Annotated in this window: 28 protein-coding genes and 1 tRNA gene; 15 read left to right on the plus strand and 14 right to left on the minus strand. The window is 68.1% G+C overall.

The genetic code is table 11. From position 1 onward, the window contains the following. Positions 1-119 precede the first annotated feature (119 nt). Positions 120-1355, plus strand: a complete 1236-nt coding sequence (locus ACFOSH_RS19200) for a hypothetical protein (protein WP_378240332.1) — start codon at positions 120-122, stop codon at positions 1353-1355. Here the strand turns inward: ACFOSH_RS19200 and ACFOSH_RS19205 are convergent. Further along, positions 1352-1864 carry a CGNR zinc finger domain-containing protein gene (locus ACFOSH_RS19205; RefSeq protein WP_378240333.1) on the minus strand — a complete coding sequence of 171 codons (513 nt, stop codon included), beginning with the start codon at positions 1862-1864 and terminating at the stop codon, positions 1352-1354. The two genes, ACFOSH_RS19200 and ACFOSH_RS19205, sit on opposite strands and share 4 nt — an antisense overlap. Positions 1865-1890: 26 nt before the next feature. On the opposite strand from ACFOSH_RS19205, the gene ACFOSH_RS19210 reads away from it, so the two are divergent. Further along, positions 1891-2079, plus strand: coding sequence for a hypothetical protein (locus ACFOSH_RS19210; protein ID WP_378240334.1), 189 nt, complete (start codon positions 1891-1893; stop codon positions 2077-2079). Here the strand turns inward: ACFOSH_RS19210 and ACFOSH_RS19215 are convergent. From ACFOSH_RS19215 to ACFOSH_RS19225, 3 genes are all read right to left on the minus strand, one after another. Further along, complete coding sequence (locus tag ACFOSH_RS19215; protein ID WP_378240335.1) at positions 2070-3197, minus strand: tyrosine-type recombinase/integrase; 1128 nt, start codon at positions 3195-3197, stop codon at positions 2070-2072. The genes ACFOSH_RS19210 and ACFOSH_RS19215 overlap by 10 nt on opposite strands. A gap of 106 nt (positions 3198-3303) precedes the next feature. Then, positions 3304-3729, minus strand: coding sequence for a nucleoside deaminase (locus tag ACFOSH_RS19220; protein WP_378240336.1), 426 nt, complete (start codon positions 3727-3729; stop codon positions 3304-3306). A 2-nt stretch (positions 3730-3731) separates the two neighbouring features. Further along, positions 3732-4595 (minus strand): LLM class flavin-dependent oxidoreductase, encoded by an 864-nt coding sequence (locus ACFOSH_RS19225; RefSeq protein WP_378240337.1) that lies wholly within the window; start codon positions 4593-4595, stop codon positions 3732-3734. A 92-nt stretch (positions 4596-4687) separates the two neighbouring features. Between ACFOSH_RS19225 and ACFOSH_RS19230 the strand changes: the two genes are divergently transcribed. Further along, complete coding sequence (locus ACFOSH_RS19230) at positions 4688-5134, plus strand: Lrp/AsnC family transcriptional regulator (RefSeq protein WP_378240338.1); 447 nt, start codon at positions 4688-4690, stop codon at positions 5132-5134. A 26-nt stretch (positions 5135-5160) separates the two neighbouring features. On the opposite strand, the gene ACFOSH_RS19235 is transcribed toward ACFOSH_RS19230, so the two are convergent. Both ACFOSH_RS19235 and rox read right to left on the minus strand, forming a co-directional pair. Next, positions 5161-5550: a VOC family protein gene (locus tag ACFOSH_RS19235; RefSeq protein ID WP_378240339.1), complete on the minus strand. Its 390-nt coding sequence runs from the start codon at positions 5548-5550 to the stop codon at positions 5161-5163. Between the two features lie 68 nt (positions 5551-5618). Next, the gene (gene rox, locus ACFOSH_RS19240; protein ID WP_378240445.1) at positions 5619-7046 is read right to left on the minus strand and encodes a rifampin monooxygenase; all 1428 of its coding nucleotides are present in this window, start codon (positions 7044-7046) and stop codon (positions 5619-5621) included. A gap of 250 nt (positions 7047-7296) precedes the next feature. On the opposite strand from rox, the gene ACFOSH_RS19245 reads away from it, so the two are divergent. Next, positions 7297-7971, plus strand: coding sequence for a TetR/AcrR family transcriptional regulator (locus ACFOSH_RS19245; protein ID WP_378240340.1), 675 nt, complete (start codon positions 7297-7299; stop codon positions 7969-7971). Further along, the gene (locus ACFOSH_RS19250) at positions 7968-9101 is read left to right on the plus strand and encodes an FAD-dependent oxidoreductase (protein WP_378240341.1); all 1134 of its coding nucleotides are present in this window, start codon (positions 7968-7970) and stop codon (positions 9099-9101) included. Before ACFOSH_RS19245 ends, ACFOSH_RS19250 begins: the two co-directional genes overlap by 4 nt. Here ACFOSH_RS19250 and ACFOSH_RS19255 read toward each other — a convergent pair. Next, positions 9092-9730 (minus strand): CGNR zinc finger domain-containing protein, encoded by a 639-nt coding sequence (locus ACFOSH_RS19255; RefSeq protein WP_378240342.1) that lies wholly within the window; start codon positions 9728-9730, stop codon positions 9092-9094. The genes ACFOSH_RS19250 and ACFOSH_RS19255 overlap by 10 nt on opposite strands. A gap of 90 nt (positions 9731-9820) precedes the next feature. Here ACFOSH_RS19255 and ACFOSH_RS19260 point away from each other — a divergent pair, with 90 nt between their 5' ends. Then, positions 9821-10588 (plus strand): MBL fold metallo-hydrolase, encoded by a 768-nt coding sequence (locus tag ACFOSH_RS19260; protein ID WP_378240344.1) that lies wholly within the window; start codon positions 9821-9823, stop codon positions 10586-10588. Here the strand turns inward: ACFOSH_RS19260 and ACFOSH_RS19265 are convergent. After that, a complete protein-coding gene (locus tag ACFOSH_RS19265) occupies positions 10585-11196 on the minus strand; it encodes a TetR/AcrR family transcriptional regulator (RefSeq protein WP_378240345.1) in 612 nt (203 codons plus the stop codon). The genes ACFOSH_RS19260 and ACFOSH_RS19265 overlap by 4 nt on opposite strands. An 81-nt stretch (positions 11197-11277) precedes the next feature. Between ACFOSH_RS19265 and ACFOSH_RS19270 the strand changes: the two genes are divergently transcribed. Further along, positions 11278-12213: an alpha/beta hydrolase gene (locus ACFOSH_RS19270; protein WP_378240346.1), complete on the plus strand. Its 936-nt coding sequence runs from the start codon at positions 11278-11280 to the stop codon at positions 12211-12213. Here ACFOSH_RS19270 and ACFOSH_RS19275 read toward each other — a convergent pair whose 3' ends face one another. Then, the gene (locus ACFOSH_RS19275; protein WP_378240347.1) at positions 12214-12534 is read right to left on the minus strand and encodes a hypothetical protein; all 321 of its coding nucleotides are present in this window, start codon (positions 12532-12534) and stop codon (positions 12214-12216) included. A 92-nt stretch (positions 12535-12626) separates the two neighbouring features. Between ACFOSH_RS19275 and ACFOSH_RS19280 the strand changes: the two genes are divergently transcribed. Further along, positions 12627-12914, plus strand: a complete 288-nt coding sequence (locus ACFOSH_RS19280) for a hypothetical protein (RefSeq protein WP_378240348.1) — start codon at positions 12627-12629, stop codon at positions 12912-12914. Positions 12915-12923: 9 nt separating this feature from the next. Here ACFOSH_RS19280 and ACFOSH_RS19285 read toward each other — a convergent pair whose 3' ends face one another. Beyond that, positions 12924-13163, minus strand: coding sequence for a hypothetical protein (locus tag ACFOSH_RS19285; protein ID WP_378240349.1), 240 nt, complete (start codon positions 13161-13163; stop codon positions 12924-12926). Between the two features lie 490 nt (positions 13164-13653). Then, positions 13654-13896, minus strand: coding sequence for a hypothetical protein (locus tag ACFOSH_RS19290; RefSeq protein ID WP_378240350.1), 243 nt, complete (start codon positions 13894-13896; stop codon positions 13654-13656). Positions 13897-14381: 485 nt separating this feature from the next. Here ACFOSH_RS19290 and ACFOSH_RS19295 point away from each other — a divergent pair, with 485 nt between their 5' ends. Next, positions 14382-15500, plus strand: a complete 1119-nt coding sequence (locus ACFOSH_RS19295) for a helix-turn-helix domain-containing protein (protein WP_378240351.1) — start codon at positions 14382-14384, stop codon at positions 15498-15500. 13 nt (positions 15501-15513) lie between these two features. Beyond that, complete coding sequence (locus ACFOSH_RS19300; RefSeq protein ID WP_378240352.1) at positions 15514-16077, plus strand: HD domain-containing protein; 564 nt, start codon at positions 15514-15516, stop codon at positions 16075-16077. A 77-nt stretch (positions 16078-16154) separates the two neighbouring features. Here ACFOSH_RS19300 and ACFOSH_RS19305 read toward each other — a convergent pair whose 3' ends face one another. Then, the gene (locus ACFOSH_RS19305; protein ID WP_378240353.1) at positions 16155-16505 is read right to left on the minus strand and encodes a hypothetical protein; all 351 of its coding nucleotides are present in this window, start codon (positions 16503-16505) and stop codon (positions 16155-16157) included. 272 nt (positions 16506-16777) lie between these two features. Here ACFOSH_RS19305 and ACFOSH_RS19310 point away from each other — a divergent pair, with 272 nt between their 5' ends. Beyond that, positions 16778-17521: a dienelactone hydrolase family protein gene (locus tag ACFOSH_RS19310; RefSeq protein ID WP_378240446.1), complete on the plus strand. Its 744-nt coding sequence runs from the start codon at positions 16778-16780 to the stop codon at positions 17519-17521. Here the strand turns inward: ACFOSH_RS19310 and ACFOSH_RS19315 are convergent. After that, positions 17428-18111 carry a 3-keto-disaccharide hydrolase gene (locus ACFOSH_RS19315; protein WP_378240354.1) on the minus strand — a complete coding sequence of 228 codons (684 nt, stop codon included), beginning with the start codon at positions 18109-18111 and terminating at the stop codon, positions 17428-17430. The genes ACFOSH_RS19310 and ACFOSH_RS19315 overlap by 94 nt on opposite strands. 107 nt (positions 18112-18218) lie before the next feature. Between ACFOSH_RS19315 and ACFOSH_RS19320 the strand changes: the two genes are divergently transcribed. The 3 genes from ACFOSH_RS19320 to ACFOSH_RS19330 all read left to right on the plus strand — a co-directional run bounded on the left by ACFOSH_RS19320 (position 18219) and on the right by ACFOSH_RS19330 (position 19712). Next, positions 18219-18286 (plus strand) — tRNA-Gln (locus tag ACFOSH_RS19320). Between the two features lie 113 nt (positions 18287-18399). Further along, entirely contained in the window at positions 18400-18957 is a 558-nt protein-coding gene (locus tag ACFOSH_RS19325; RefSeq protein WP_378240355.1) for a dihydrofolate reductase family protein, read from the plus strand. A gap of 41 nt (positions 18958-18998) precedes the next feature. After that, a complete protein-coding gene (locus ACFOSH_RS19330; protein WP_378240357.1) occupies positions 18999-19712 on the plus strand; it encodes a class I SAM-dependent methyltransferase in 714 nt (237 codons plus the stop codon). Positions 19713-19768: 56 nt separating this feature from the next. Here ACFOSH_RS19330 and ACFOSH_RS19335 read toward each other — a convergent pair whose 3' ends face one another. Beyond that, on the minus strand, positions 19769-20500 hold the full coding sequence (locus ACFOSH_RS19335; protein WP_378240358.1) for an alpha/beta hydrolase: 732 nt from the start codon (positions 20498-20500) through the stop codon (positions 19769-19771). 380 nt (positions 20501-20880) lie between these two features. Here ACFOSH_RS19335 and ACFOSH_RS19340 point away from each other — a divergent pair, with 380 nt between their 5' ends. After that, entirely contained in the window at positions 20881-21318 is a 438-nt protein-coding gene (locus tag ACFOSH_RS19340) for a hypothetical protein (RefSeq protein WP_378240359.1), read from the plus strand. Positions 21319-21625 lie beyond the last annotated feature (307 nt).

Here is a 21625-nt window from a genome sequence, read left to right on the forward strand (position 1 = left end):
GCAGGAGCCGGGGCCTGGGAAACACAAGATCGAGGTGGGTCACAAGCCCGGTTTGTGGCGTTTCCCACGTGTTCGAGACCAGGAATCTTCGAGATCGAACGGCGAGATGACTTCGCATTGTGGACACTCTGAGCGTGCTTCGAGAAGTCGACGACCTTGATCAGCCCGCCGTTCCCGAGATGGCGCCCCGGCAAGGGCGTCCGGCGAGTGTGTTCGAGAGAGTTCTCGACAGGCTGGCGCGGTCGCCCTATCCGAGAGCGATCCTGCTCTACCTGGTGATCCGCACGGCGAGTGTCCAGTTGCTCGACCTGCTGGCCGCCCGGCGTGGTGCGGCGCTGACCGATCGGCTGACCGCGTGGGACGGGCAGTGGTACCTGCGGCTGGCGGTGCACGGGTACGCCGATCTGCCGGGGACGCTGGACGCGGCGAGGCAGCCGTATTCGGACGCGCCGATGGCGTTCTTCCCGCTCTATCCGAAGCTCGTCGGTGGGGCGATGTGGCTCGGGTTCGACGTCGTCACCGCGGCGCTGTTGGTGTCGGTGCTGGGCGGTCTGGTGCTGGCGTGCGGGTTGATCCGGATCGGGCGGGCGGTGTCGCCGGAACGGGGCGACCGGACCGGCTTGCTGCTGGTGGCGCTGTGGGCCGGTGCGCCGATGGCGATCGTGTTCTCGATGGCCTACACGGAGGCGGTGTTCTGCGCGTTCGCGGTGTGGGCGCTGGTGGGTGTGCTGGAGCGGCGCTGGTTGCTGGCCGGGTTGTGCGCGTTCGGTGCCGGGTTGTCGAGGTCGACGGCGGTGGTGCTGGTCGCGGTGGTGGTCGTCGCGGCGCTGATCGCGGTCTTCCGGCGTACCGAGAAGCGCCGGTGGGCGCTGGCGGGTGCGGTGATCGCGCCGCTGGGGGTCGCGGGGTACCTGGGATTCGTCGCGTACCGGACGGGCAGCTGGACCGGGTGGCAGGACATCGAACTGCGGGGTTGGAACACCGAGTTCGACTTCGGGGCGGAGACCGCGGATTCGGTGCTGTCGCGGCTGACCGGCGACGAGTCGGTGTTCAGCACGTTGACGGTGTTGTTCCTGCTGGGTGCGGTGGCACTGGCGGTGGTGGCGGTCGTGATCCGGTTGCCGTGGCCGTTGACGCTGTACGGCGTCGGCGTGCTGCTTCTGGCGATCGGCACGCGCGGGCTGCCGGACGCGAAGATCCGGTTCATCCTGCCTGCGTTCCCGGTGCTGATCCCGATCGCGATCGGGTTGTCGAAGCGGCGGACGGTCACGGCGGTGGCGGCCGCGGCGGCGTGGGTGGTCCTGGGTGCGTGGTTCTCGGCACATGCCCTGACGGCGTGGCGGTACGCGATCTAGCTCGCTTGCCGGTTCCGGTGGTCGGCGACGTGGACCCTGGTGGCGCAGCGGGTGGAGCAGAACCGGCGGCGTCCGTTGCGGGAGACGTCGACGTAGACGGTCTCGCAGCCTTCGCGTGAGCAGAGGCCGAAGCGGTCCGGGGCGTCGCAGACGAGGTGAGCGAGCCCTCCCGCGGTGTAGGCGCGGACCCGGGGAACAGTGCCGGCTTGCGCGTCGACGTAGTGCAGGTGGGGTGCTTTGCCGTCGTGGGTGGAGATGTAGGGCTTCGACGCGGAATCGTGGAGGAGCGCGTTGACGAGGTCGACGCGTGCGGGTGCGTCCGCTTCGAAGACGCGCCGGAGTCTGGTGGTCCACGCGATGATTTCGGTTGCTTCGTGGTCCTGGACGGCGGGGACGGTCATGCGGTCTTTGAAGATCGCGGTCAGGGTCGCGGGGTCTGCGGTGTCACCGAGGTTGATCAGCTCGGCGGCGATCTGCGCCGCGGCCCCGCCGTAAGGGTTGAAGTGCATTGACTCATTACACCACGATCGGGGGTATGGAAGCGAACATGTGCCCGCGGTGCGGGTGGCCGCTGGCTGAACTGCCTGGAAGCACGACGAAGTCCCAGCGGGTCTCGCAGGGGCGGCTCGACTACGTCCGTTGCCTGTGCGGGAGCTGGCTCACGCGGGTCGACGGTGTCGTGATCGGGGCGACGAAGTCCCAGCCGGGGCAGGCTCAGCTCTGACGGTGGCGCGCGTCGGCGAGCAATTGCGCCAGCGCGTGCACGGGAGAGGTCTCCAGCTTGTGCCGGTGGGCGTCGTAGCGGTCGCGGGTGGTGCGGATGTCGGCGTGGCCCAGCAGGTCCTGGACCTTCTGTACGGGAACGTCGTTGGCCAGCAGCAGGGTTCCGGTGGTCCGCCGCGCGGTGTGCGGGGAGATGGTGTTGGCTTCGGCGAGTCCGGCGGCGCGGGCCTGAGCCCGCAGGAGGAACCAGACGTCGCGTTGCGCCAACGGTTTCCCGCCGGATTTGGTGCTGTCGTAGCGGTGGGGCATGGTCGCGAGCAGCGGGCCGGTCAGTTCGCCGGGGAGGACGCCGGCGCGGGCGGCGCGCAGGTCGAGGTAGCGGCGCAGCGGGTGCTGGGCGGCGGGGACGAGCGGGACGAAGTCGCGGTGACCGCCTTTGGCCGTGTAGCGCAGGATCGTGTGCCCGGCGTCGGTGTCGAGGTCGCGCACGGTGGCGGTGGTCAGGCCGGAGACGCGCAAGCCGGTGTAGAACAGGATCGCGACGACGGCCGCGTCGCGCCAGGACGCCTCGGTGTCGTTGGCGCGGGCCCGGTTCTCCATGTGGTTCAGCAGTTTCGCCGTCGACTCGCCGCCGAGCGCGGGCAGCGGCGGGGTCTTGCCGGTCTTGGGCCGGTTGACCGCGGACACCGGGTTGCGATCGGCGATGTCGTTGGACTGCAGGTACCGGTACCAGCTGGAGATGCCGGCGAGGGTGCGGGCGACGGTGGAGTCGGCGGCCGGGCGGGGCAGACCGTCCTTGCCGGTGACGGTGAGGGTGTTCTTCCAGGCGTCGACGTCGGCGCGGCGTGCCGTGAGCGGGTCGAGTCCCGTGCGAGCACACCAGCCGAGCCAGGCGGAGAGGTCGGCGTAGTAGGCGCGGCGGGTGTGGTCGGTCTTGTCGGTCTCGAGCCAGAGTGTGGTGATGTGCCGGATCGCGTACCGATCGAGCGGGTCGGCAGGCGGGAGCGCGGGCAGCAGCGCGACGGCTTCGGCGAGAACCTGCCGCCGGTTCTCGGGCCTGGTCTCCGGAAGCCTGGTTTTCGACGCTTCCAGCGCGGCGGGCACGAGTTCGGCGGACATCGTGATCACCCTAACGCAACGCGGCCTCCACGATGGGTGAACTGGTGGCCGTCGAACCCGTCCTGTTCCACTGCCCGCGCAAAGGAGAATCCGGTTTCGCCGGCGCTCAGGTGTAGTACCCGGCCACCGGGACGCGGGCCTCGTCGAACAACGCCGGACCCTCCAGCTTGACGCCGGGTCCGGTCGCGGGCGGCTTGAGCGCGGTGACCTGCTCGCCGGAAAGGGCGAACACGACCCGCCCCAGGCCGGAGCGTTCGATGGCGCCCTGGCACATCCCGCACGGCTGGCAGCTGGTGTACATCGTCGTCCCCGCCGCGGCGGCGGGATCCAGTTCACGCGCGGCCCAGACGGCGAGTTTCAGTTCCGGGTGCAGGCTGATGTCCGAGTGCGACACCGTGGTGTTGTGGTCCTCGGCCAGCACCGTGCCGTCGGGGCCGACGAGCAGCGAGCCGAAGGGCGGGTCGCCGTCGGCCCGGGACTTCGCGGCGAGCTCGATGGCGCGGCGGAGGAACTTCTCGTCTTCTTCGGTCATGATCAGTCCTGTTCGGTTCGGTATCGGCCCAGTTCCCAGTGGGCGGCCACGGTCGCCAAAGCCTGCCATGCGGCTTCCGGGCGGAGGGTCTCTTCGGGATCACCGGAGAACGGGTCGAGCACGACGGTCTCGGCGCCGAGGTGGCGAAGCCGGTCGAGGTCGTCGATGATCTGCTCGATCGTGCCCTCCCCGGCGAGGCGGCCGGGTCCGGTGACCGGGCGGTCGGTGATGGTCAGCAGGATCCGCGGGGTGAACGCGGGAACGGGCCGGTCTTGGGCGTCGGCGATGGTCTTGACCCTGGTGAGTGCTTCGGTGAGCCAGGGGAGGGTGGCCCGCAGCGGATGCCAGGCGTCGCCGACCCGGACGGCGCGGCGGATCCCGGCGTCGCTGTTGCCGCCGACCCAGATCGGGATCTCGCCGGCACGGTAGTCGGCGTCGTCCGCCCAGGCCTTCCGGACGGCGTCGAGGTGGCCGTCGGTCAGCCGTCCGCGCTTCTCGAACGGGACGTCGAGCGCTTCGAACTCCTGACGGGCCCAGCCGGACGCGACACCGAGCACGAGCCGCCCGCCGCTGAGCTGGTTCAGGTTCGCGGCCATCCGGGCGATCAGCAGGGGATGCCGGTACGGGACGATGAGCACCGTGGTGCCCAGCCGGATGCGGCTCGTCACGCCGGCGAGCCAGGACAGGGTCGTGAACGGTTCGTAGAACGGCGCCGGGTACTGCTCGGCGACGTCGGGGGTGATCGCGACGTGATCGGACACCATGAGCAGGTCGTAGCCGAGGCCTTCGACCGTGGTGGCCCAGCCGCGGAGGATCCCGGGGTCGGTCCCCGGTCCGAAATTCGGGACGTTGACACCTATTCGCACAGGTCAAGGCTATCTGCGCGGCGGAAAACCGGGAAGAGATCTTTCCCTGCGCAACGGCGTGTCCGCCGTGGATCTGCCGGTAATCTGGCCGCATGACCGAGACTCTCGACGCGACGGACTGGGCGATCCTGGTCGAGCTTCAGAAAGACGGGCGGCTTCCGCTCACCGAGCTGGGGAAGCGGGTCAGCCTCAGCGCGTCGGCGACGACGGAGCGGGTCAAGCGCCTGGAGGCGGCCGGGGTGATCACCGGTTATCGCGCCGAAGTCGACCTGGAGAAGGCCGGATACGTGGTGCTCGCCGTGGTGCGGCTGAAGTATCCGGGCAGCAAGCACTCGCCGTTGCACAAGTTGCTGACGGAGCGGACCGAGATCCTCGAGTGCCTCCGGACGACCGGTGACGACTGCTATTCGCTGAAGATCGCGGCGCCGTCGATGGGACGGCTGGAGGAGATCGTCAACGAGCTCGCGCTGTTCGGGAGCACGAACACCAACATCGTCTACAACCAGACGCTGCCCTACCGGGGGCCGCAGGGCCCGTGACAGCACCGGTCACGGGCCCTGCGGTCTCAGCCCCGGCTCGCCGTCTCCCAGAGACCGATGACGTTGCCTTCCGGGTCCTTGAAGTAGGCGGAGAAACCCATGTCGCCGACAGCGGTCCGGCCGACGAGGGTCGAACCGCCCTGTTTCCCGATGACCGCGAGCGTGTCGTCGACGCTGTCGACGTCGACCACGATCACCGGACCGGACGCGGCGCTGAACTTCTTCGCCAGCATCCCGCCGTTGATGAACCCCGGTTCCGAGGGCATGCCGGTTCCGGCGGTCGGCCCCGACGAGACCATCGTGTAGTCCATCCCGGGCGGTGTGACGGTCTTCCAGCCGAAGACCTCCCGGTAGAAACCGCGTGCGCGCTCGCCGTCTTCGAAGGGGATCTCGAAGTGCACGACCCGTCCGGTCATGGTCATCAACTCCTGTCGTGGCAACGGGTTCGGAACGCCACCAGCCAATAGCCGGTGCCCCTGGCGTACTAGAGGACTTGGCCCTCACCGAACCACCGGCGCAACGCGACGAGCAGCTCCTCCTGGTCGTCGCCCGCCCAGGCCACGTGACCGTCAGGGCGCAGCAGGACCGCCGGTGCACCCAGCTCTTCGCTGACGCCGACGACGTGGTCGACGCGGTCCGCCCAGTCCCGCACCGAAAGGCTGCCGGTCTGGTCGAGCAGCAGGCCGCGGCCGCCGCGGGTCAGCCCGTAGAGATGCCCCTGCTCGAGTTCGAGGTCCCGCAGGCGGCGGCCGAGCAGTTCGTGCCCGTCGCCGAAGTCGTAGCGGATCCCGGTCGCGGTGATCTTCTCGGTCAGGAACCGGCTCACTTCCTCGAACTCCATCAGTTCCGCCAGCAGCCGCCGGACCGCCTGGGAGCCCGGGTCGAGCGACATCAGCTGCATCTGCGCGCGGGTGTTGTCCAGGACGGCGGCGGCGACCGGGTGCCGTTCGGTCTGATAGGTGTCGAGCAGGTCTTTCGGTGCCCAGCCGGTGATCGCGGCGGCCAGTTTCCAGCCGAGGTTGAAGGCGTCCTGGACACCGAGGTTGAGTCCCTGTCCGCCGACGGGCGGGTGGATGTGCGCCGCGTCGCCCGCCAGGAACGCGCGGCCGACGCGGTACCGCTCGGCCAGCCGGGTGGCGTCGCCGAAGCGGGAGAGCCAGCGCGGCGAGTGCACACCGAAGTCGCTGCCGGCGACGGCTTTGAGCTGCCGTTTGATCTCCTCGAACGCCGGCGGGACCCGGGGGTCTTCGGCCAGCCCTTCGGCGGGGACACCGACCCGGTACACCCCGTCGCCGATCGGGGAGAGACCGAACCGCAACTGGGTCTTGCGGACCTCGGTCATCACGGCGAGCACCGTTTCCCAGTCCTCGGTCAGCTCCATCTCGCCCAGCAGCGTCTCGGCCGTGGCGGGCTCGCCGGGGAAGCCGATCCCGAGGAGTTTGCGCACCGTGCTGCGTCCGCCGTCGCAGCCGACGAGGTAGCGCGATCGCAGCTTCGACCCGTCGGCCACTTCGACGTCCACGCCGTCGTCGTCCTGGCTCAGGCCGACCACTTCGCAGCCGCGCCGGATCTCGACGCCCACCTCGGTGGCGTGCTCGATCAGCAGGCGGTCGGTGATGGTCTGGGGGATGCCGAGGATGTAGGCGTGCGCGCTGTCCAAGGACGGCGCCGGTTTGACGATGCCCGCGAAAGAGCCGCCGACCGGATACTTCGTCCCGTGTTCCAGGAAGCGCTCCAGCAGGCCTCGCTGGTCCATCACCTCGATACTGCGCGCGTGCAGGCCCATGGAGCGGACGACCTTGGACTGTTCCGCATCCTTCTCCAGGACGACCACGCGGATGCCGTGCAGCCGTAGTTCGGCGCCCAGCATCATGCCGGTCGGACCGCCGCCGGCGATGATCACGTCGATCAAAGAGTTCCCCCGTGTGTCGTGCTCGTGGTTCACGGCGGGAGATTCTGCGGCACGACCGGGGTCTTGCCGCAAGCCCCCAGGTGCGCTATATGTTAGAAGTGGCAGAGAGAGTTGATCTCTCTGCCTTCGTCATTTCAGTCCGCAGTGGACGGACAAACCCCCGATGGAAGTAGTGCCACTCGATGTGACCTGTGTCGAACATGTTCGCTCCGAACTTGTTCGTCACGAACATGTTCGTTATGATTGACGTATGGCACCCGAGAAGAGCCGCCGGGAACGACCGGCCAAACCCGCGCTGACCCGTGACGGCATCGTCGCCGCCGCTGTCGGGATCCTGCGCGAGGAAGGCCTGCGGAAGGTCACGATGCGTCGGCTGGCGCAGGAACTCGACACCGGCGCGGCCTCGCTCTACGTGTACGTCCGCAACACCGCCGAGCTGCACGCGGCGATCCTGGACGAACTCCTCGGCACGATCCCCGTGCCACCGTCCGAGGGCGGCTGGCGTGACCGGCTCGAACGGCTGCTCACGGCCTACACCTCGATGCTGCTGGAGTATCCCGGGCTCGCCTTGTCCGCGCTGGTGGCCCGCCCGAGTGGCGAGAACTACCTGCGCCTGGTGGAAAACCTGCTCGTCCTCCTCGCCGAGGGCGACGTGCCACCCGAGCGGCGTGCGTGGGGGATCGACATCCTCCTGCAGCACGCGACGGCGACCGCGGCCGAGCACGCCGACCAGGAAACACCGGACGACTGGGACGCGCTGGCCCGCGCCGTGCGCGACGCCGACGAGACGACCCACCCGCAGATCGCGGCCCACGCGGCCGACCTGCTCACCGGACGACCGGCACAGCGGATGTCGTGGGGATTGCGGGTGCTCATCACCGGGATCACGGACACCGCCGTACCACCCGAAAGGAATCCGACATGACCACACATCACCCCATCGCGATCATCGGCGCCGGCCTCGGCGGACTCACCCTGGCCCGCGTCCTGCACGTCAACGGCGTCGAAGCCGCGGTCTTCGACCTCGACGCTTCACCTTCCGCCCGGACGCAGGGCGGAATGCTCGACATCCACGAGGACTCCGGCCAGGAAGCACTCCGGGCGGCCGGGCTCCACGACGAATTCCGCGCACTCGTGCACCCCGGCGGCGAGGCCATGCGCATCCTCGACCAGCACGGCGTCGTACACCTGGAGGAGGCCGACGACAGCGACGGCGATCGTCCCGAAGTCGCCCGTGGCGACCTGCGAGACCTGCTGCTGGGTTCGCTGCCCGAGGGCACCGTGCGCTGGGATGCCAAGGTCACCGGCACCCGCGCGCTCGGCGGGGGCCGGCACGAAGTCACCCTTGTCGACGGCACCGCGTTCACCACGGACCTGCTGATCGGCGCCGACGGCGCGTGGTCCAAGGTCCGGCCCCTGGTCTCCGGCGCTCGACCGGCCTACGAGGGAATCTCCTTCGTCGAGGTGCACCTTCACGACGCCGAGAACCGCCACCCCGAGAGCGCCGCGCTCGTCGGAGGCGGCATGTTCTTCGCCCTCGGCGCGGCCAAAGGCTTCCTGGCGCACCACGACAGCACCGGCAGCCTCCACGTCTACATCGCGTTGAAGACCGCCGAGGAATGGCTCTCCACGATCGACTTCAGCGACACCGTCGCCGCGAAAGCCGCCGTGCTCGACCGCTTCGACGGCTGGGACGCGGGACTGCGGGCACTGATCCTCGACGCGGACGGCGACCTGACACCCCGGCTGATCCACGCGCTGCCGATCGGTCACCGCTGGGACCGCGTCCCCGGCGTCACCCTGCTCGGCGACGCCGCCCACCTGATGTCGCCGTTCGCCGGCGAGGGTGCCAACCTCGCGATGTTCGACGGCTCCGAACTCGGCCTGGCGCTCGCCGCTCATCCCGGCGACGTCGACGCCGCTCTCGGCGCGTACGAGAAGGCTCTTTTCCCGCGTAGCGAGGCCTCGGCGGCCGAATCCGCCGAAAACCTTGTCCTCTGCTTCGCCGAAGACTCCCCGAAGCCGCTGCTGGACCGCTTCGCGTCCTACCGCTGAGCCGCCTCGGCCGGCTGGGAGCGCTTGGCATAGGCGCGTGCGGCGCGGGCCCGGTCACCACACCGCACGGAACACCACTGACGCCGTCCGTTGCGCAGGAAGAACCGGGTGCACGGGGCCGATCCGCAGGCGGCGATCCGCTCGGCGTCCGGCCCGGTGAGCAGATCCGCGGCGTTGGCGGCCAGCGTCGCCAACGCGTGCTCGACGATCTGGGTGATCGGATGCGACGCTGTGCGGTACAGCCCGCGGACCGGGTCCCAATGCAGCAGTTCCGCGGTGGGGGCCTTGCTCAGCGCGTCGTTCACGGCGTTGAGAGCGCTCTGCGGAGCCGGATCCGAGCAAGACCTCGAGGCGAGCAGCACCCGTACCTGCTCGCGCAGTGAACGGACCAGTCCCGCGCACATCTCCTGCAGACCGGCGTCGACCGGGGCGAGCCCGTGCGCGACGAGCCAGTCCGTCGCTGCGGCCGGGGTGCCGAGGAGATCGGTGAACTGGTTCCCGGGCAGCGCGATCGTGGTGTTGGCGAGCGCCAGCGCGGCGTACTGCCCATCGCCCGGCGCGGGCGGCAGGGCAGCGGCGTCAAGATCGGTGTCGTCCACGTTCTCATGGTAGGCGCCAGGTTCAACCATGAGAAAGACTCACGGAAGCTATTGCACTCTTCCGTGATAACTGGCTAACGTTGCTCACGGAAGAAGGACTACCTATCCGTGAGGTGAACGATGAACCAGATCAGTGACCAGCTCTCCGTCCAGGTTTTCGGCGGCCCGACCGCGCTGATCGAGTACGGCGGCCTGCGGTTCCTGACCGACCCGACCTTCGACGAGCCCGGCCACTACGGGCGGCCCGACGGGAGACCCGGCCTGACCAAGACGGCGCCGGCTTCGATCGATCCCGCGGACCTCGGCCGCGTCGACGCCGTCTTGCTGTCCCACGACGAACACCCCGACAACCTCGACAACTCCGGCCGGAAACTGCTGGCCGACGTGCCGCTGACCCTCACCACGCCCAGCGGCGCGGGGCGGCTGGGCGGTACCGCGAAAGGGCTGGAGACCTGGGAACGGGTCGAACTGACCCGGCCGGACGGGGGAGCGGTGACCGTGACCGCCGCGCCCGCGCTCCACGGGCCGGAAGGCGCGGAGAAGGTCACCGGAGACGTCGTCGGCTTCGTGCTCACCGGCAAGGACCTGCCGACCGTCTACGTCAGCGGCGACAACGCCTCGCTCGACGCCGTCCGGCAGGTCGCCGACCGGTTCGGCCCTGTCGACGCCGCCGTGCTCTTCGCCGGGGCCCCACGCCTGCAGCCGGTCTTCGACGGCGCGTTGCTCGTCCTCGACAGCGCACTGGCCGCGGAGGCGACGCGGATCCTCGGCGCCCGCACGGTCGTCCCTGTGCACTTCGACAGCTGGGAGCACTTCACCGAAGGCCGCGAAGACCTGGTCGCCGCGTTCACCGCCGCCGGCCTGGCCGATCGACTGCGACTCGGCTAACCGCGGCCGACCCCGTCGCGGAGCGCGATGAACAGCCTGTCGAGGCTCACGCGGTGATCCATCACCACGGCGTCGACCGCGTCGCCGTCGAGCAGGCGGCGCACGGTCTCGACCAGCACCGCGCCGTACCCGGCCACGAAGAACGCGGCGAGCAGCATCCCGTCGCCCTCGAAGGCCGGATCCCGATCCAGTTCCTCGGCCAGCGTCCGCCGAAGCTCGGACTCGATGGCCCTCGCACGCGCGACGAGCGCGGGCGACTCGGCGACCGTTCGGAAGAAGGGCAGCGAACTGTCGTTGACGCCGGACAGCGGGTGCCGGGAGTCGAAGACGCGGAGGCACATGTCCCGCAAGGACGCCAGCACCTCGACGCCCGGCGCGCGGTCGCGGACGGCCGAGCGCACCAGCTCGGCGGCGTCGGCAGCGCGGTCCAGGAAGAGGTCCTCCTTGCGCGGGAAGTGATTGAAGACCGTCACGCTCGAGAACCCCGCCTCACGCGCGATCTCGGCGACGGTGACGGCTTCGTACCCACGCTCGAAGAACATCCGGTTCGCGACTTCCAGGATCCGGGCACGCGTCCGGGGGCCACCGCGCTCACTGGTTCTGGGCATGAGCCCCATTTCCTTGTGCGACTTAATTTAGTTGGTTAACGTAGTGCTCGTCACGTGGTTTCGCAACAAGAGGGGCCAAGCATGAACGAGCGCACGTTCCCCGCTCCGTCCACGGTCAGCGAGCAGGCACAAGCCTGGCTCGCGGCCACACGCGGTGAACTGACTTACCCGGCCTTCGACGACACCGGCGCGTGGTTCGAGATGGTCGATGAGGCCAACCGGTCCACGGCCCGGCGGTTCCCGATCGCCGACTTGCCGGTCACCGTCGAAAACTTCGAGGTGGACGGCATCGCCCTGTACGCCGCCAGGCCCCACGGGCTGGAAGAAACGCCGGACGAGCCGGTCTTCCTCTGGATGCATCCCGGCGCGCTGCTGGTCGGCGGCGGGGACGCCTGCCGGGTGACCACCGGCAGGGCCGCGCTGTCCGCGGGAATGCTCACCTGGGGCGTGGACTACCGGCTGCCGCCGCTGCACCCGTACCCGGCCGCCCTCGACGACGCGATCGCCGTGTACCGGCGCGCGCTGCGGGACCGCGATCCGTCGCGGGTCTTCGTCGGCGGCGACTCCGCGGGAGGGAACATCGCCTCCGCTCTCCTGCTGCGCGCCAAGGACACCGGGCTGCCGATGCCTGCCGCTCTGGTGCTCAACACCCCACAGGTGGACCTCACCGAAGCGGGTGACACCTTCCAGACCCTCGCCGGAGTGGACAACGTCCTGCGCAGCCTTCGAGAGCCGAACGAGCTCTACGCGGGAGGCGCGGACCTGCGCGACCCGTACCTCTCCCCGGTCCTGGGCGACCTGACCGGCTTCCCGCCCACCTATCTCCGCAGCGGAACCCGCGATCTGTTTCTCTCCAACACCGTCCGCATGCACCGCGCCCTGCGCGCCGCCGGTGTGGAAGCCGAACTGCACGTGTTCGAGGCGATGACCCACGGAGGGTTCGGGGGCGACAGTCCGGAGGACCGGGAGGCCACCGCCGAACAGCGCCTGTTCCTCGCCCGGCACGGCGCGCGATAGCTACTGGCGCCGGATGGCGCGCACGACGACGTCCTCGAGAGGGATCTCCCGGCCACCTTGGACCCGCCGGCACTCCTCCGCGGTGACGACGTCCCAGACCTTCTCGTCCAGCCGGGCCGTGACGGCCGCGGCGGTGACCGACGCTTCGGCAGGCGAAGAGTGGCCGTGGCCGTGATGGGTGTGGAGGTGCCCGACGATCAGCAGCGTGCCGCCGGGCGCCACCCAGCCCGCGATCCGGTCGTAGAACTCCAGCTGCGGTATCGCCGGATGCGCGTAGTGGGTCGTGACCTGCCGTGCGCGTCCACACCGTGCACCAGTCACGGCCCAAGGAAATCCGTGCCGGTTCGTTGCTGGCGAAGTACCAGCGAGGCCGTGTCTTCCACGAGCGACGTCTGCACCAGCTCGAAGCGCAAATGATCAAGTTCCCGCTCGACTCCCATGACGACCTTGTGGACGCCGTGGGAACCGGGGTCGACACCTTTATATGGAGGCAGTCAGTGCAGCAGCGGATCGAGAGCTTCGTCAACGATGATCTAAACGACATGGCGCTGAGGATCGAGAGGTTCGAGAAGGGCCTGCGCGAGGAAGAAAGGAAACCGGCTTGGGTGTCCTCGATGACGTTGACCAACGTCTTCGTCCCTAGAGGGCACGAGGATGCCGGGTTGACCTACTCGGCGCTCGTCTGCTTCGACATCGGTTAGCCCATGTGACTAATCGGTCAGCTCGCGCCGACCGACATCGGTGAGTACGTAGTAGGGCGGGGTGCCGGGTGCGTTCTCGCCCCATCCGTGAGCGATCCAGCCACGGTCACGCAGAACTTCGAGCAGCGTGGCCAGCCGTTGATTGGTGATGTTCGCCTCGCGTCGGAGGTCCCCGCTGGAGAAGCGGGCTTGGGCATCTCCTGCAAGGAAAACGTCCGTCAGCCTGCGCATTTCTCGGGTCCTTCGCATGAGGCGATTCTAAACCTCGTCGTCCTGTTCGGGCAGGTCCGGCGGCCAACAGAACCGGGTCGAGCGGTAGCCGCCACCAGGTCGTGTCGGTCCGGTCGGCTGCTGTGGCGGACGACTGCCCGCTTCGCCGAAGACCTTGTTCCCTTCCTGACCTCCGGCGAGACAGCTACGTGGATCGCGCTGACGAGGCTTTCGGTTCTTGGGCACGGGCCTCTCCTAGCGTTCCGGACGTGGCGGCGGAGGAGGCACGTTCGGCGGGCGGGAGTTGGGATCTGTGGGGCTGGTGGGCCTGTCCTTGCCCGGCACCGACCGGGTCGGGCTCGGTCCTGCTGGGTTGCGTGGCATCGAGCTGTCCTCTCGTCACGTGGGCAGGTCGAATCCGGCTGCCGTGCTGGGACAGAGCACCAACGCGGTAACCGGGAGATCAAGGGATTGCGTGTGGGACTCGGCCGCCGCGCCGAGCGAGGGGCAAGACGCGGCGGCCGAGAACCTAGGGAGCGCTCGGCGGAGGGGCGCCGGACAGAAGTTCGGCGGGCTGCTCCTGGCCGTCCAACTCGCTCGCACGCCGAGCAAGCGCGGCGCCGGTCTTCACGAGGTCCCGGCCGAGCCTCCGCAGTCCGGCCGCGTAGTGCTCGTTCGACGGTTGCAGCGTGAGCAGTCGCAGCGTCACTTCGCCGATCTCGGTATTGACCTTCGCGAGGCCTGCGAGGAGTTCGCGGTCAGCCTTGTCCACCGCGCACCCTTTCGCCGCGTGCTACCGCGTTCGCGTCGAGCAGCAGGCCGCCGCATCGTGGGCAACGCACGGTTGCCGATGGGGCTGTAATCCGGTCCGCATTAATGGCCATTCGCTCATGCCCGAGTGGTTCCCGCTGGTCCTCTTCGCACCAGGCGAGCAGCATCGGGGGCCAGTAGAGATCCGGGGCCAGCAGGGCACGTCGGTACAAGTGCGCCTCGGTCTCGGCGAACAGCCGCCACTCGTATCCAGCCGCCGCCGACAACGACGCTTGCCGTGGCTGTGGCACGCACGACCGGCGAGCGCCGTGACGCTGTCGACTTCGCGGGACAGCTGTCCTCATCCTGGTCACTCCCGTCGTGTTCTGGCTGCTCAGAGCCATCCCGAAACCCCGTGGAGTGACGCTACGATCACCAGAGAGCAGGTAGAACGGACCGCGAGTACGGGTGTGGTTCGACCGGACTCGTCCAGATCTGGGAGCGACCGTGACCGGAGCACCGGCAACACTGACTGGGAGTCAGGGTTCCCGTTCAACGGGCATCGTGACGGGTTTTGTTCTCAAGCTCGCACGCCAATCCGCAGGCCTGACGCAAGAGCGCCTTGCGGAACGTCTCGCGGTCGACGGCAGCACAGTCCAAGGGTGGGAGTCAGGACGGCGTCCCTTGTCCGCGATGCCCGCTGGGGACTTCGTCAGGTTGTGTTCCCGGCTGTCCAGGCTCGGGGCTCCCTCGTCTACCGGTCGGCACCTGCGAGCGGCGGTCGAGGCCGATCTTGTCCTCTCGACCGGGATCGCCTCCGGTGACCAATGGGTCGATCCCGAGGTGCACCCACTCGCGGCAAGCGTGCATCGCAAGACGCTGACGAACCTGATCACGTGGCCGTTCACCGGGTATCTGCCGCAAGAGCTGGAGATCTTTGAGCCGAAGGTGCCACGCCGAGGGCCAGTCGCGTCCGGCCCTACGATGGGCGCCACCGAGCGGACCCGGTTCTTCGATCACCTGATGACCGTCGCGGAACGGGGAGTTCATGCCGAGGAAGCACTGCTCCGACGGCAGGCGGTCTACTTGCTCGGCTTCGACCAGCGTGACCAGGTGGCGGAGTGGCTGCGCGGTGAGTGGTCGAGTGCTGGTCGACGGCGCATCGCTGACGGTGATGTCACTAGCTTGCTGGAGGCGCGTTCCGCCTCTGTCGCGCTGGCCTCGATCGGAGATGGCTCCCACCTGCACGACTTCGTCATTCGCGCCAACGGGACGCGCGCCGACCTCGCGAACCTCAACTACTGGGCACACTGGATCGGCGAACTTCCCGACGATCAGACCGATGACACCTTCATGGCCGCTGACGACACCAAGGCGTGGTCCGGCGTGCGGCTGCTCCATCACCTGGTGAGCCGGCTGGATCCAGCCTCACCGCATCTGCCGCTCAACCTGCACACCGTGCATACCCTCGTGGCAAGCCGTCCGGCTCTCCTCACCACCAGCCCCGACGCCCGTGGCGCACTCGCCAGGGCTCTGGAGATGATCACTTCCGTCAACGTGCTCACTCAAGAGGGACGTGATCAGGTCGCTGGCCTTTACTACGCTCTGCGTCTCGCCGATCGATAGGAGAACAACCCCCATGCCAGAAGACGAGTCCACCTCGCTCGCTGCGTTCACCTACGAACTCGGCTTGCTCAAGCGCATGAGCCGCACCGGGTGGTGGCATGTCGGTGTTCGTGTTCCCGAGTCGGTCGCGGAACACAGCCTTCGTACGGCACAGATCGCGGCTCTCCTCGCGGTCGAAGAGGGCGCGAATCCCGAACGCGCGTCTTTCCTGGCCCTCTGGCACGACACTCAGGAGACGCGGACCGGGGACATCCCGCACACCGCGGCGAAGTACATGAGCAAGCCTGAGCCGCGAGAGATCACCGCCGACCAGACAGCCGCCCTGCCGTCTGCTTCGCGTGACCTGGTCCGATCGGCAGTGGACGAGTACGAGACCCGGCAGACCATCGAAGCGAAATGCGCGAAGGACGCGGACAAGCTCGAAATGCTGTTCCAAGCCGTCGAGTACCGGGAAAGCGGAGTCGAGCGAGTTGCCGGATGGATCGACTCCGGTCGTAAGGGACTTGTGACCGAGACCGCTCGACGTATCGCGGAAGCTGCTGTGACGCTGTCGCCGCTGGCTTGGCGAGACCGATGAGCGCATCCGGCCGTAGCCCGCTCATCGGTCCCCTTGTAACCATCCCGTAGGACTGGGATACCCGCTTCTTCGGAATGTCAGTCCAGGTCGTCCAAGGCGTCCTCGATCGCTTCCACGAGGGCATCGACGTCGGGCAGGATCTGCTTCGAGAACGCGAATCCGTTCGCCGGAGCCTTCGAGGACATCGCGGGCATCAGAGGAGGCAGTTCCGGCGGTTCTCCGGCCAGGCGGAAGGTGACCATTCCGGTCGGGTCCAGCTTGGCCGGGCGCTTGCTGTCGATGGCCTGGATCTTGCGCAGCCGGAACCGGTGGACCAGCTCGGACCGGGACACCCAGTTCCCGGTCACGATGGTGATCGTCACGGCCTTGCCGTCGAACTTGATGGACCGGTACTTGCCGGTGATCTCGTGGATCGTTGCATCCGTCACGTCGTTGCTCCTCGTCCTCAGACCTGGCCCTTCACTCGTCCGGGCCCGGTCAGCCGTTGCAGATCAGGGGTCTGACCTGCGGTTTCAAGGCCGAACGATGTGCTCCAAGGGCCGCTTGACCCGTTCGCTGGTGGGGCACGGGTTCACAACACATGTCTGCCGGACGTTGTGCGGGGCGAAGGGGCAAAACTTGGTGCCGACTGGCAAGTTGGAGGCACGGGACGCACGGCGAACCGCCGGGCCGCCGCCCGAGCAGAGAAAGGAAAAGCACCATTCCCACCACCACGCCGCAGATTCCCACCCCGGACGGTCAGGCCGACGCCTTCGCCGCCTTCCCCGACGACGGCGGCAGCCATCCCGGCGTCCTCCTCTACCCGGATGCCTTCGGACCACGCCCCGTCCTCTGGGAAATGGCCCGCGAACTGGCCGGACACGGGTACTACGTCCTCGTCCCCAACGTCTTCTACCGGCATCGCCCGGCACCGGTGTTCGACCTTCCCGAGCACATCACCGCCGAAAACCGGTCCGGGCTGTTCAGCGAGATCATGCCCCTCATCCAGGCACACACCACCGAAAACACCCTGCGCGACGCCGAGGCCTACCTCAGCTTCCTCACCGCGCGACCCGAGGTGCGATCAGGGCCGGTCGCCACGATCGGCTACTGCATGGGCGCCGTCCTCGCGTTGCGCACCGCGACCGCCCACCCGGACCAGGTGGCCGCCGTCGCCGGCTTCCACCCCGGAGCCCTGGTCACCGACGCGCCCGACAGCCCGCACCGTCAGATCCCGAGCCTCGCCGCGAAAGTCCACCTCGGCCTCGCCGAGGGTGACATGACACCCGAAGCCATCACCGAGATCAGCCAGGCGTTCGACGCCGCCGGTGTCAGCTACACCTGCGAGATCTACCCCGGCACCGTCCACGGTTACACCATGGCCGACACCGACGCCTTCGACGCCGCCGGATCGCAGCGCCACTGGGAGCGGCTGCTCGCCCTCCTCGATGACATTCGCTCGTGAGTGGCAGGGACGGTTCTAACGGACTGGTATTTGCCTACCCGCTGGGATCCGGTGTCTTCGTGCCGGGTGGAAGGTGTGACGGGGTGTCCCCGCGACGATGGAGGAATCGGGGCACTGAACGTCCCGATTCCTCCATCGTCGACCCGGCACTCTCCTGAAACGCCACCTTCGCGCGACTTGATCCGTTCCACCCACACGTTGCGGAACCTCGGGTTCTCCCCGGGGTCACCGTGATCCTGCAAGCGGATCGGGGCCGGTGACGGGTCCTCCGGACGGCCGGCCCCGGTCTTGCCGTCGATCGCCACGTCGTCGTGCACCAGTTTCCCGTTCCACCACAGGCTCACCCGTGCGCCGGCGATCTTGGTGCCGGTGCTGTCGTAGCGTGCCGCGCGGAACCTGATGTCGTAGGTCTGCCACGTGCCCGGCGCGGTGGCGGCGTTCACGTCCGGTGCCTTCTTCGTGTAGATCGCACCGGCATCGTTCGCCTTCGGCGGGGTGACCCCGAAGGACTCCAGCACCTGGATCTCGTAGCGCTCCTGGAGGTAGACCCCGCTTTCGCAGTCGCGTGTCCATCGGGTATCCAAGGGCATCTGTGCAGCTCGGGGCCCTCTTCATTGTCCGGACGACTTCCCTTCTTGCGTTAATTCTGAAAAAGAATTGATTTCCGGCGGCGAATTCTCTTGCGTCGATCCGGTCGATCCGGTTGGTGTAGCGGCAGCACGACGGACTTTGAATCCGTTCTCCCAGGTTCGAATCCTGGACCGGGAGCAGCGATTCGACACCGACAAATATTTTTGTCTTGACACTGCAGGTTGTCGGAGGAAGAGTGGTCCCAGGCCGGAGTGGTACCGGCGCGAGAACACACTGGGAGACAGCTGATGCGGAAACTGATTCTGGGCTTTTACGTCTCGCTCGACGGCAAGAGCGCCGACGGGGACAACGGGATCCGGGACGTCATGATGAGCATCGACGACCCCGAGCAGGAGGAGTACTTCGTCAGCCGGTTGTGGGACGCAGGGGCTTTCCTCATGGGCCGCAACACCTACGAGGCCATGGCCGGCTTCTGGCCCACCTCCGATCACCCGTCCGCCAAGGCGATGAACGAGATCCCCAAGGTCGTGTTCTCCCGCACCCTGAAATCCGCTGAGGACTGGCCCGAGACCACGATCGCCGCCGGTGACACGGCGGAGGAGGTAGCCAAGCTCAAGGCCGAACCCGGCAAGGACCTCGTCGCCGCCGGCGGTACCGAGTTCCTGCACTCCCTGATCAAGCTCGGTGTGGTCGACGAGTACCGGCTGTGGGTGCTTCCCGCCGCCACCGGCAAGGGCGCGCCGCTGTTCCCCGAGCTGGATCAGCCCTTAAACCTGAGCCTGGTGAAAAGCACGGCCTTCCCGTCCGGGGTCCTCGAGCTGGTGTACACGGTGGCCGGCGAGTAAACGCCGACATGGGGCGAGCCGGTCGTGCCATATTCGGCCATATGACTGCCACTCCCGAGGCCGCGGAAAACGACTACGACAGCTTCGCCGAGGCGTACGCGGTCGAGAACGAGACCAGCCTCAACAACGCCTACTACACCAAACCCGCGATCGTGAACCTGGCCGGTGATGTGTCCGGCAGGCGGATCCTGGACGCGGGCTGTGGGTCGGGCCCCCTGTTCGAGGCGCTGCGCGACCGAGGCGCCATCGTGACCGGTTTCGACTCCAGCGCCAAGATGGTGGAGCTGGCACGGAAGCGCCTCGGCGCCGACGCGGCTCTGCAAGTCGCCGACATGGGCAGTCCGCTGCCGTTTCCCGACGGCGCGTTCGACGACGTCATCTCGGCCCTGGTGCTGCACTACCTGGAGGACTGGGCGGCGCCGCTCGCCGAGATCCGGCGTGTGCTGAAACCCGGCGGACGGCTGATCATGGCCGTCAACCACCCGATCATCTACAAGCTGCTCTACCCCGAGGCCGACTACTTCAAGACGATCAAGTGGTCCGACGAATGCACCTTCGCCGGCCATAAGGCCGTGCTGACGTACTGGCACCGGCCGCTGCACGCGATGACCGACGCCTTCACCGCGGCCGGCTTCCGGACCGCCGTCGTCAGCGAGCCCCCTCCCGCACCGGCCGCCTACGAACGGTTCCCCGACGAGCTCGCGGGCAAGACGGCCTTCCTGAGCTTCCTGTTCTTCGTCCTCGAAGCCGTCTGACCAGGGCTCGTGAGTGGTAGGGACGGTTAGAACCGTCCCTACCACTCACGAGGGGACTACTTCAGGTGCCGGGCGAAGAACCGGTTTCCGGCTTCCCCTTCGAATCGCGGGATGCCGGTGTGCCCGCCCATGTTGGCGTGCAGCGTCTTCTCCTCGGAGCCGAAGGCGTCGAACAGATCCAGGGCCAGCTGCCGGTCGTTTCCTTCGTCGTCCCACTGCAGCAGGACATGCAGCGGAATGGTGATCTTCCGGGCCTCGGCGAACATGCTGCGAGGCACGTAGCTCCCGGCGAACAGAAGCGCGGCAGCGATACGCGGCTCGACCACCGCCATCCGGACGCCGATGGCGGTCACCCCGCCCGCGATCCCGACCGGGCCGCCGATCTCCGGCAATGACTGAAGAGCGTCCACGGTGGCCCGCCATTCCGGGACCGCCTGTTCCACCAGCGGGAGCACGAGGCGGTCGACGATCTCGTCGCTGACCGGCTCGCCCGCCTTCGCCGCCCGCTGCAGATCGGCGCGGGCCTCGTCGACGCCGGCCAAACGCGGCCTGTCTCCGGCTCCGGGGAGCTCGATGGCCGCGGCGGCATAGCCCTCCGCCACAGTGCCGAGAGCCCGTGCCACCAGCCGGGGATGCATCTTGCCCAGTCCGCCGGGGTGCCCGAGCAGGATCAGCGGGACCGGCGCGGTGGCGGATCCGGACATCCACAGGGCGCCGGGGATCTCGCCGAGGAGGAACTCGCGCTCGAGGACATCGTCGTCGAGGCGCTGTTCGGATGTGAAGTGCATGGTCGTGCCTTTCGGGAGTGCTCACAGACGGCGCTCCCGGACGACCTATCGCCCGACCGTGACCCCAGAGGGGAGCACCCATGTCATCGTCAGGTTCACGGGTACCACCTCCTCGGTCTGTCTCACGGTCCCCGGAAAGCTAGCAGCGGCCACCACGGTCCGCCAACAGGTTTTCCAAGGGGTGCCTGACCAGTCAAGACGCTCTCAGGTCGCCCCTGAGCCCCGAAGGCGAGGGCAGGGACGACAGGGCGAGCTGGTGCACCGACCGAGCCCGTCCGCGACCCCAACGGGACGGAGGCCGGGAACGGCCGCGCCGTACAATCGCGGTGAGGGCGAGCGCCAGGCCGAGATTCCGGCACCGGTGTGCGGGAGGGGCCAGGATGTTCGGTTCGAAGAAGAAGATCGACGATCTGATGGCGCAGCTCAGGCCCGACTTGAGTCGGGAATCGCTCGGCGTCGGGCCCGCCTTCCCGGGCGTCGCCCCGAACCCGATCCTGAGCAGTGAAGCACGCAAGCGCAATGCGGAACTGCGTACGGGGGCGCTTGCGCTCGGCGTTCTCGTCGACTGGCGGGAGGTCAACAGCAATCCACGCGTGGTCCTGATGTTCGACGTGGAGACCGCCGGCGGCATCTCGTTCCGCGGTGTCGCAGACGAAGACCTCACGATCACCGAGCTCACCCGGCTCGCTCCAGGACAGACGTTGCCCGTGCGCTTCCGGCCGGCCGTCATGGACCATTACGTCGCCCTCGCCCGGGACGCGGACCCCGCCCACGTGCAGAGGCTCTCCGACGAGATCGCGAGTCGCAAGCGGACCTGACCCGAAGATCCCAAGGGGGCGTCCGGCAAAGGTTGCGCGTTCTGGCCCACAGGGGATGGGCGACCTGCACGAGTCCACCCCGCGAGCCGCCTGATCACGGGATCGGCCGCCCACGATCACAAGAACCGCAACGTGATCGAACGCCGGTTCTGCCACACCGAGCAATGGCTCGGCCTCGCCACCCGAGACGCCACACACGCGATCGTCTACCGATCTGCCGTCCTCATCGACGCCGCGATCGCCTGGATCTGCGCTTTGGCAGACACACCCTGGTCTCCTGACCAGGCAAAACGCTCTCAGATCGCCG

This window comes from Amycolatopsis speibonae (genome assembly GCF_042647925.1).
GTDB classification, from domain to species: domain Bacteria; phylum Actinomycetota; class Actinomycetes; order Mycobacteriales; family Pseudonocardiaceae; genus Amycolatopsis; species Amycolatopsis speibonae.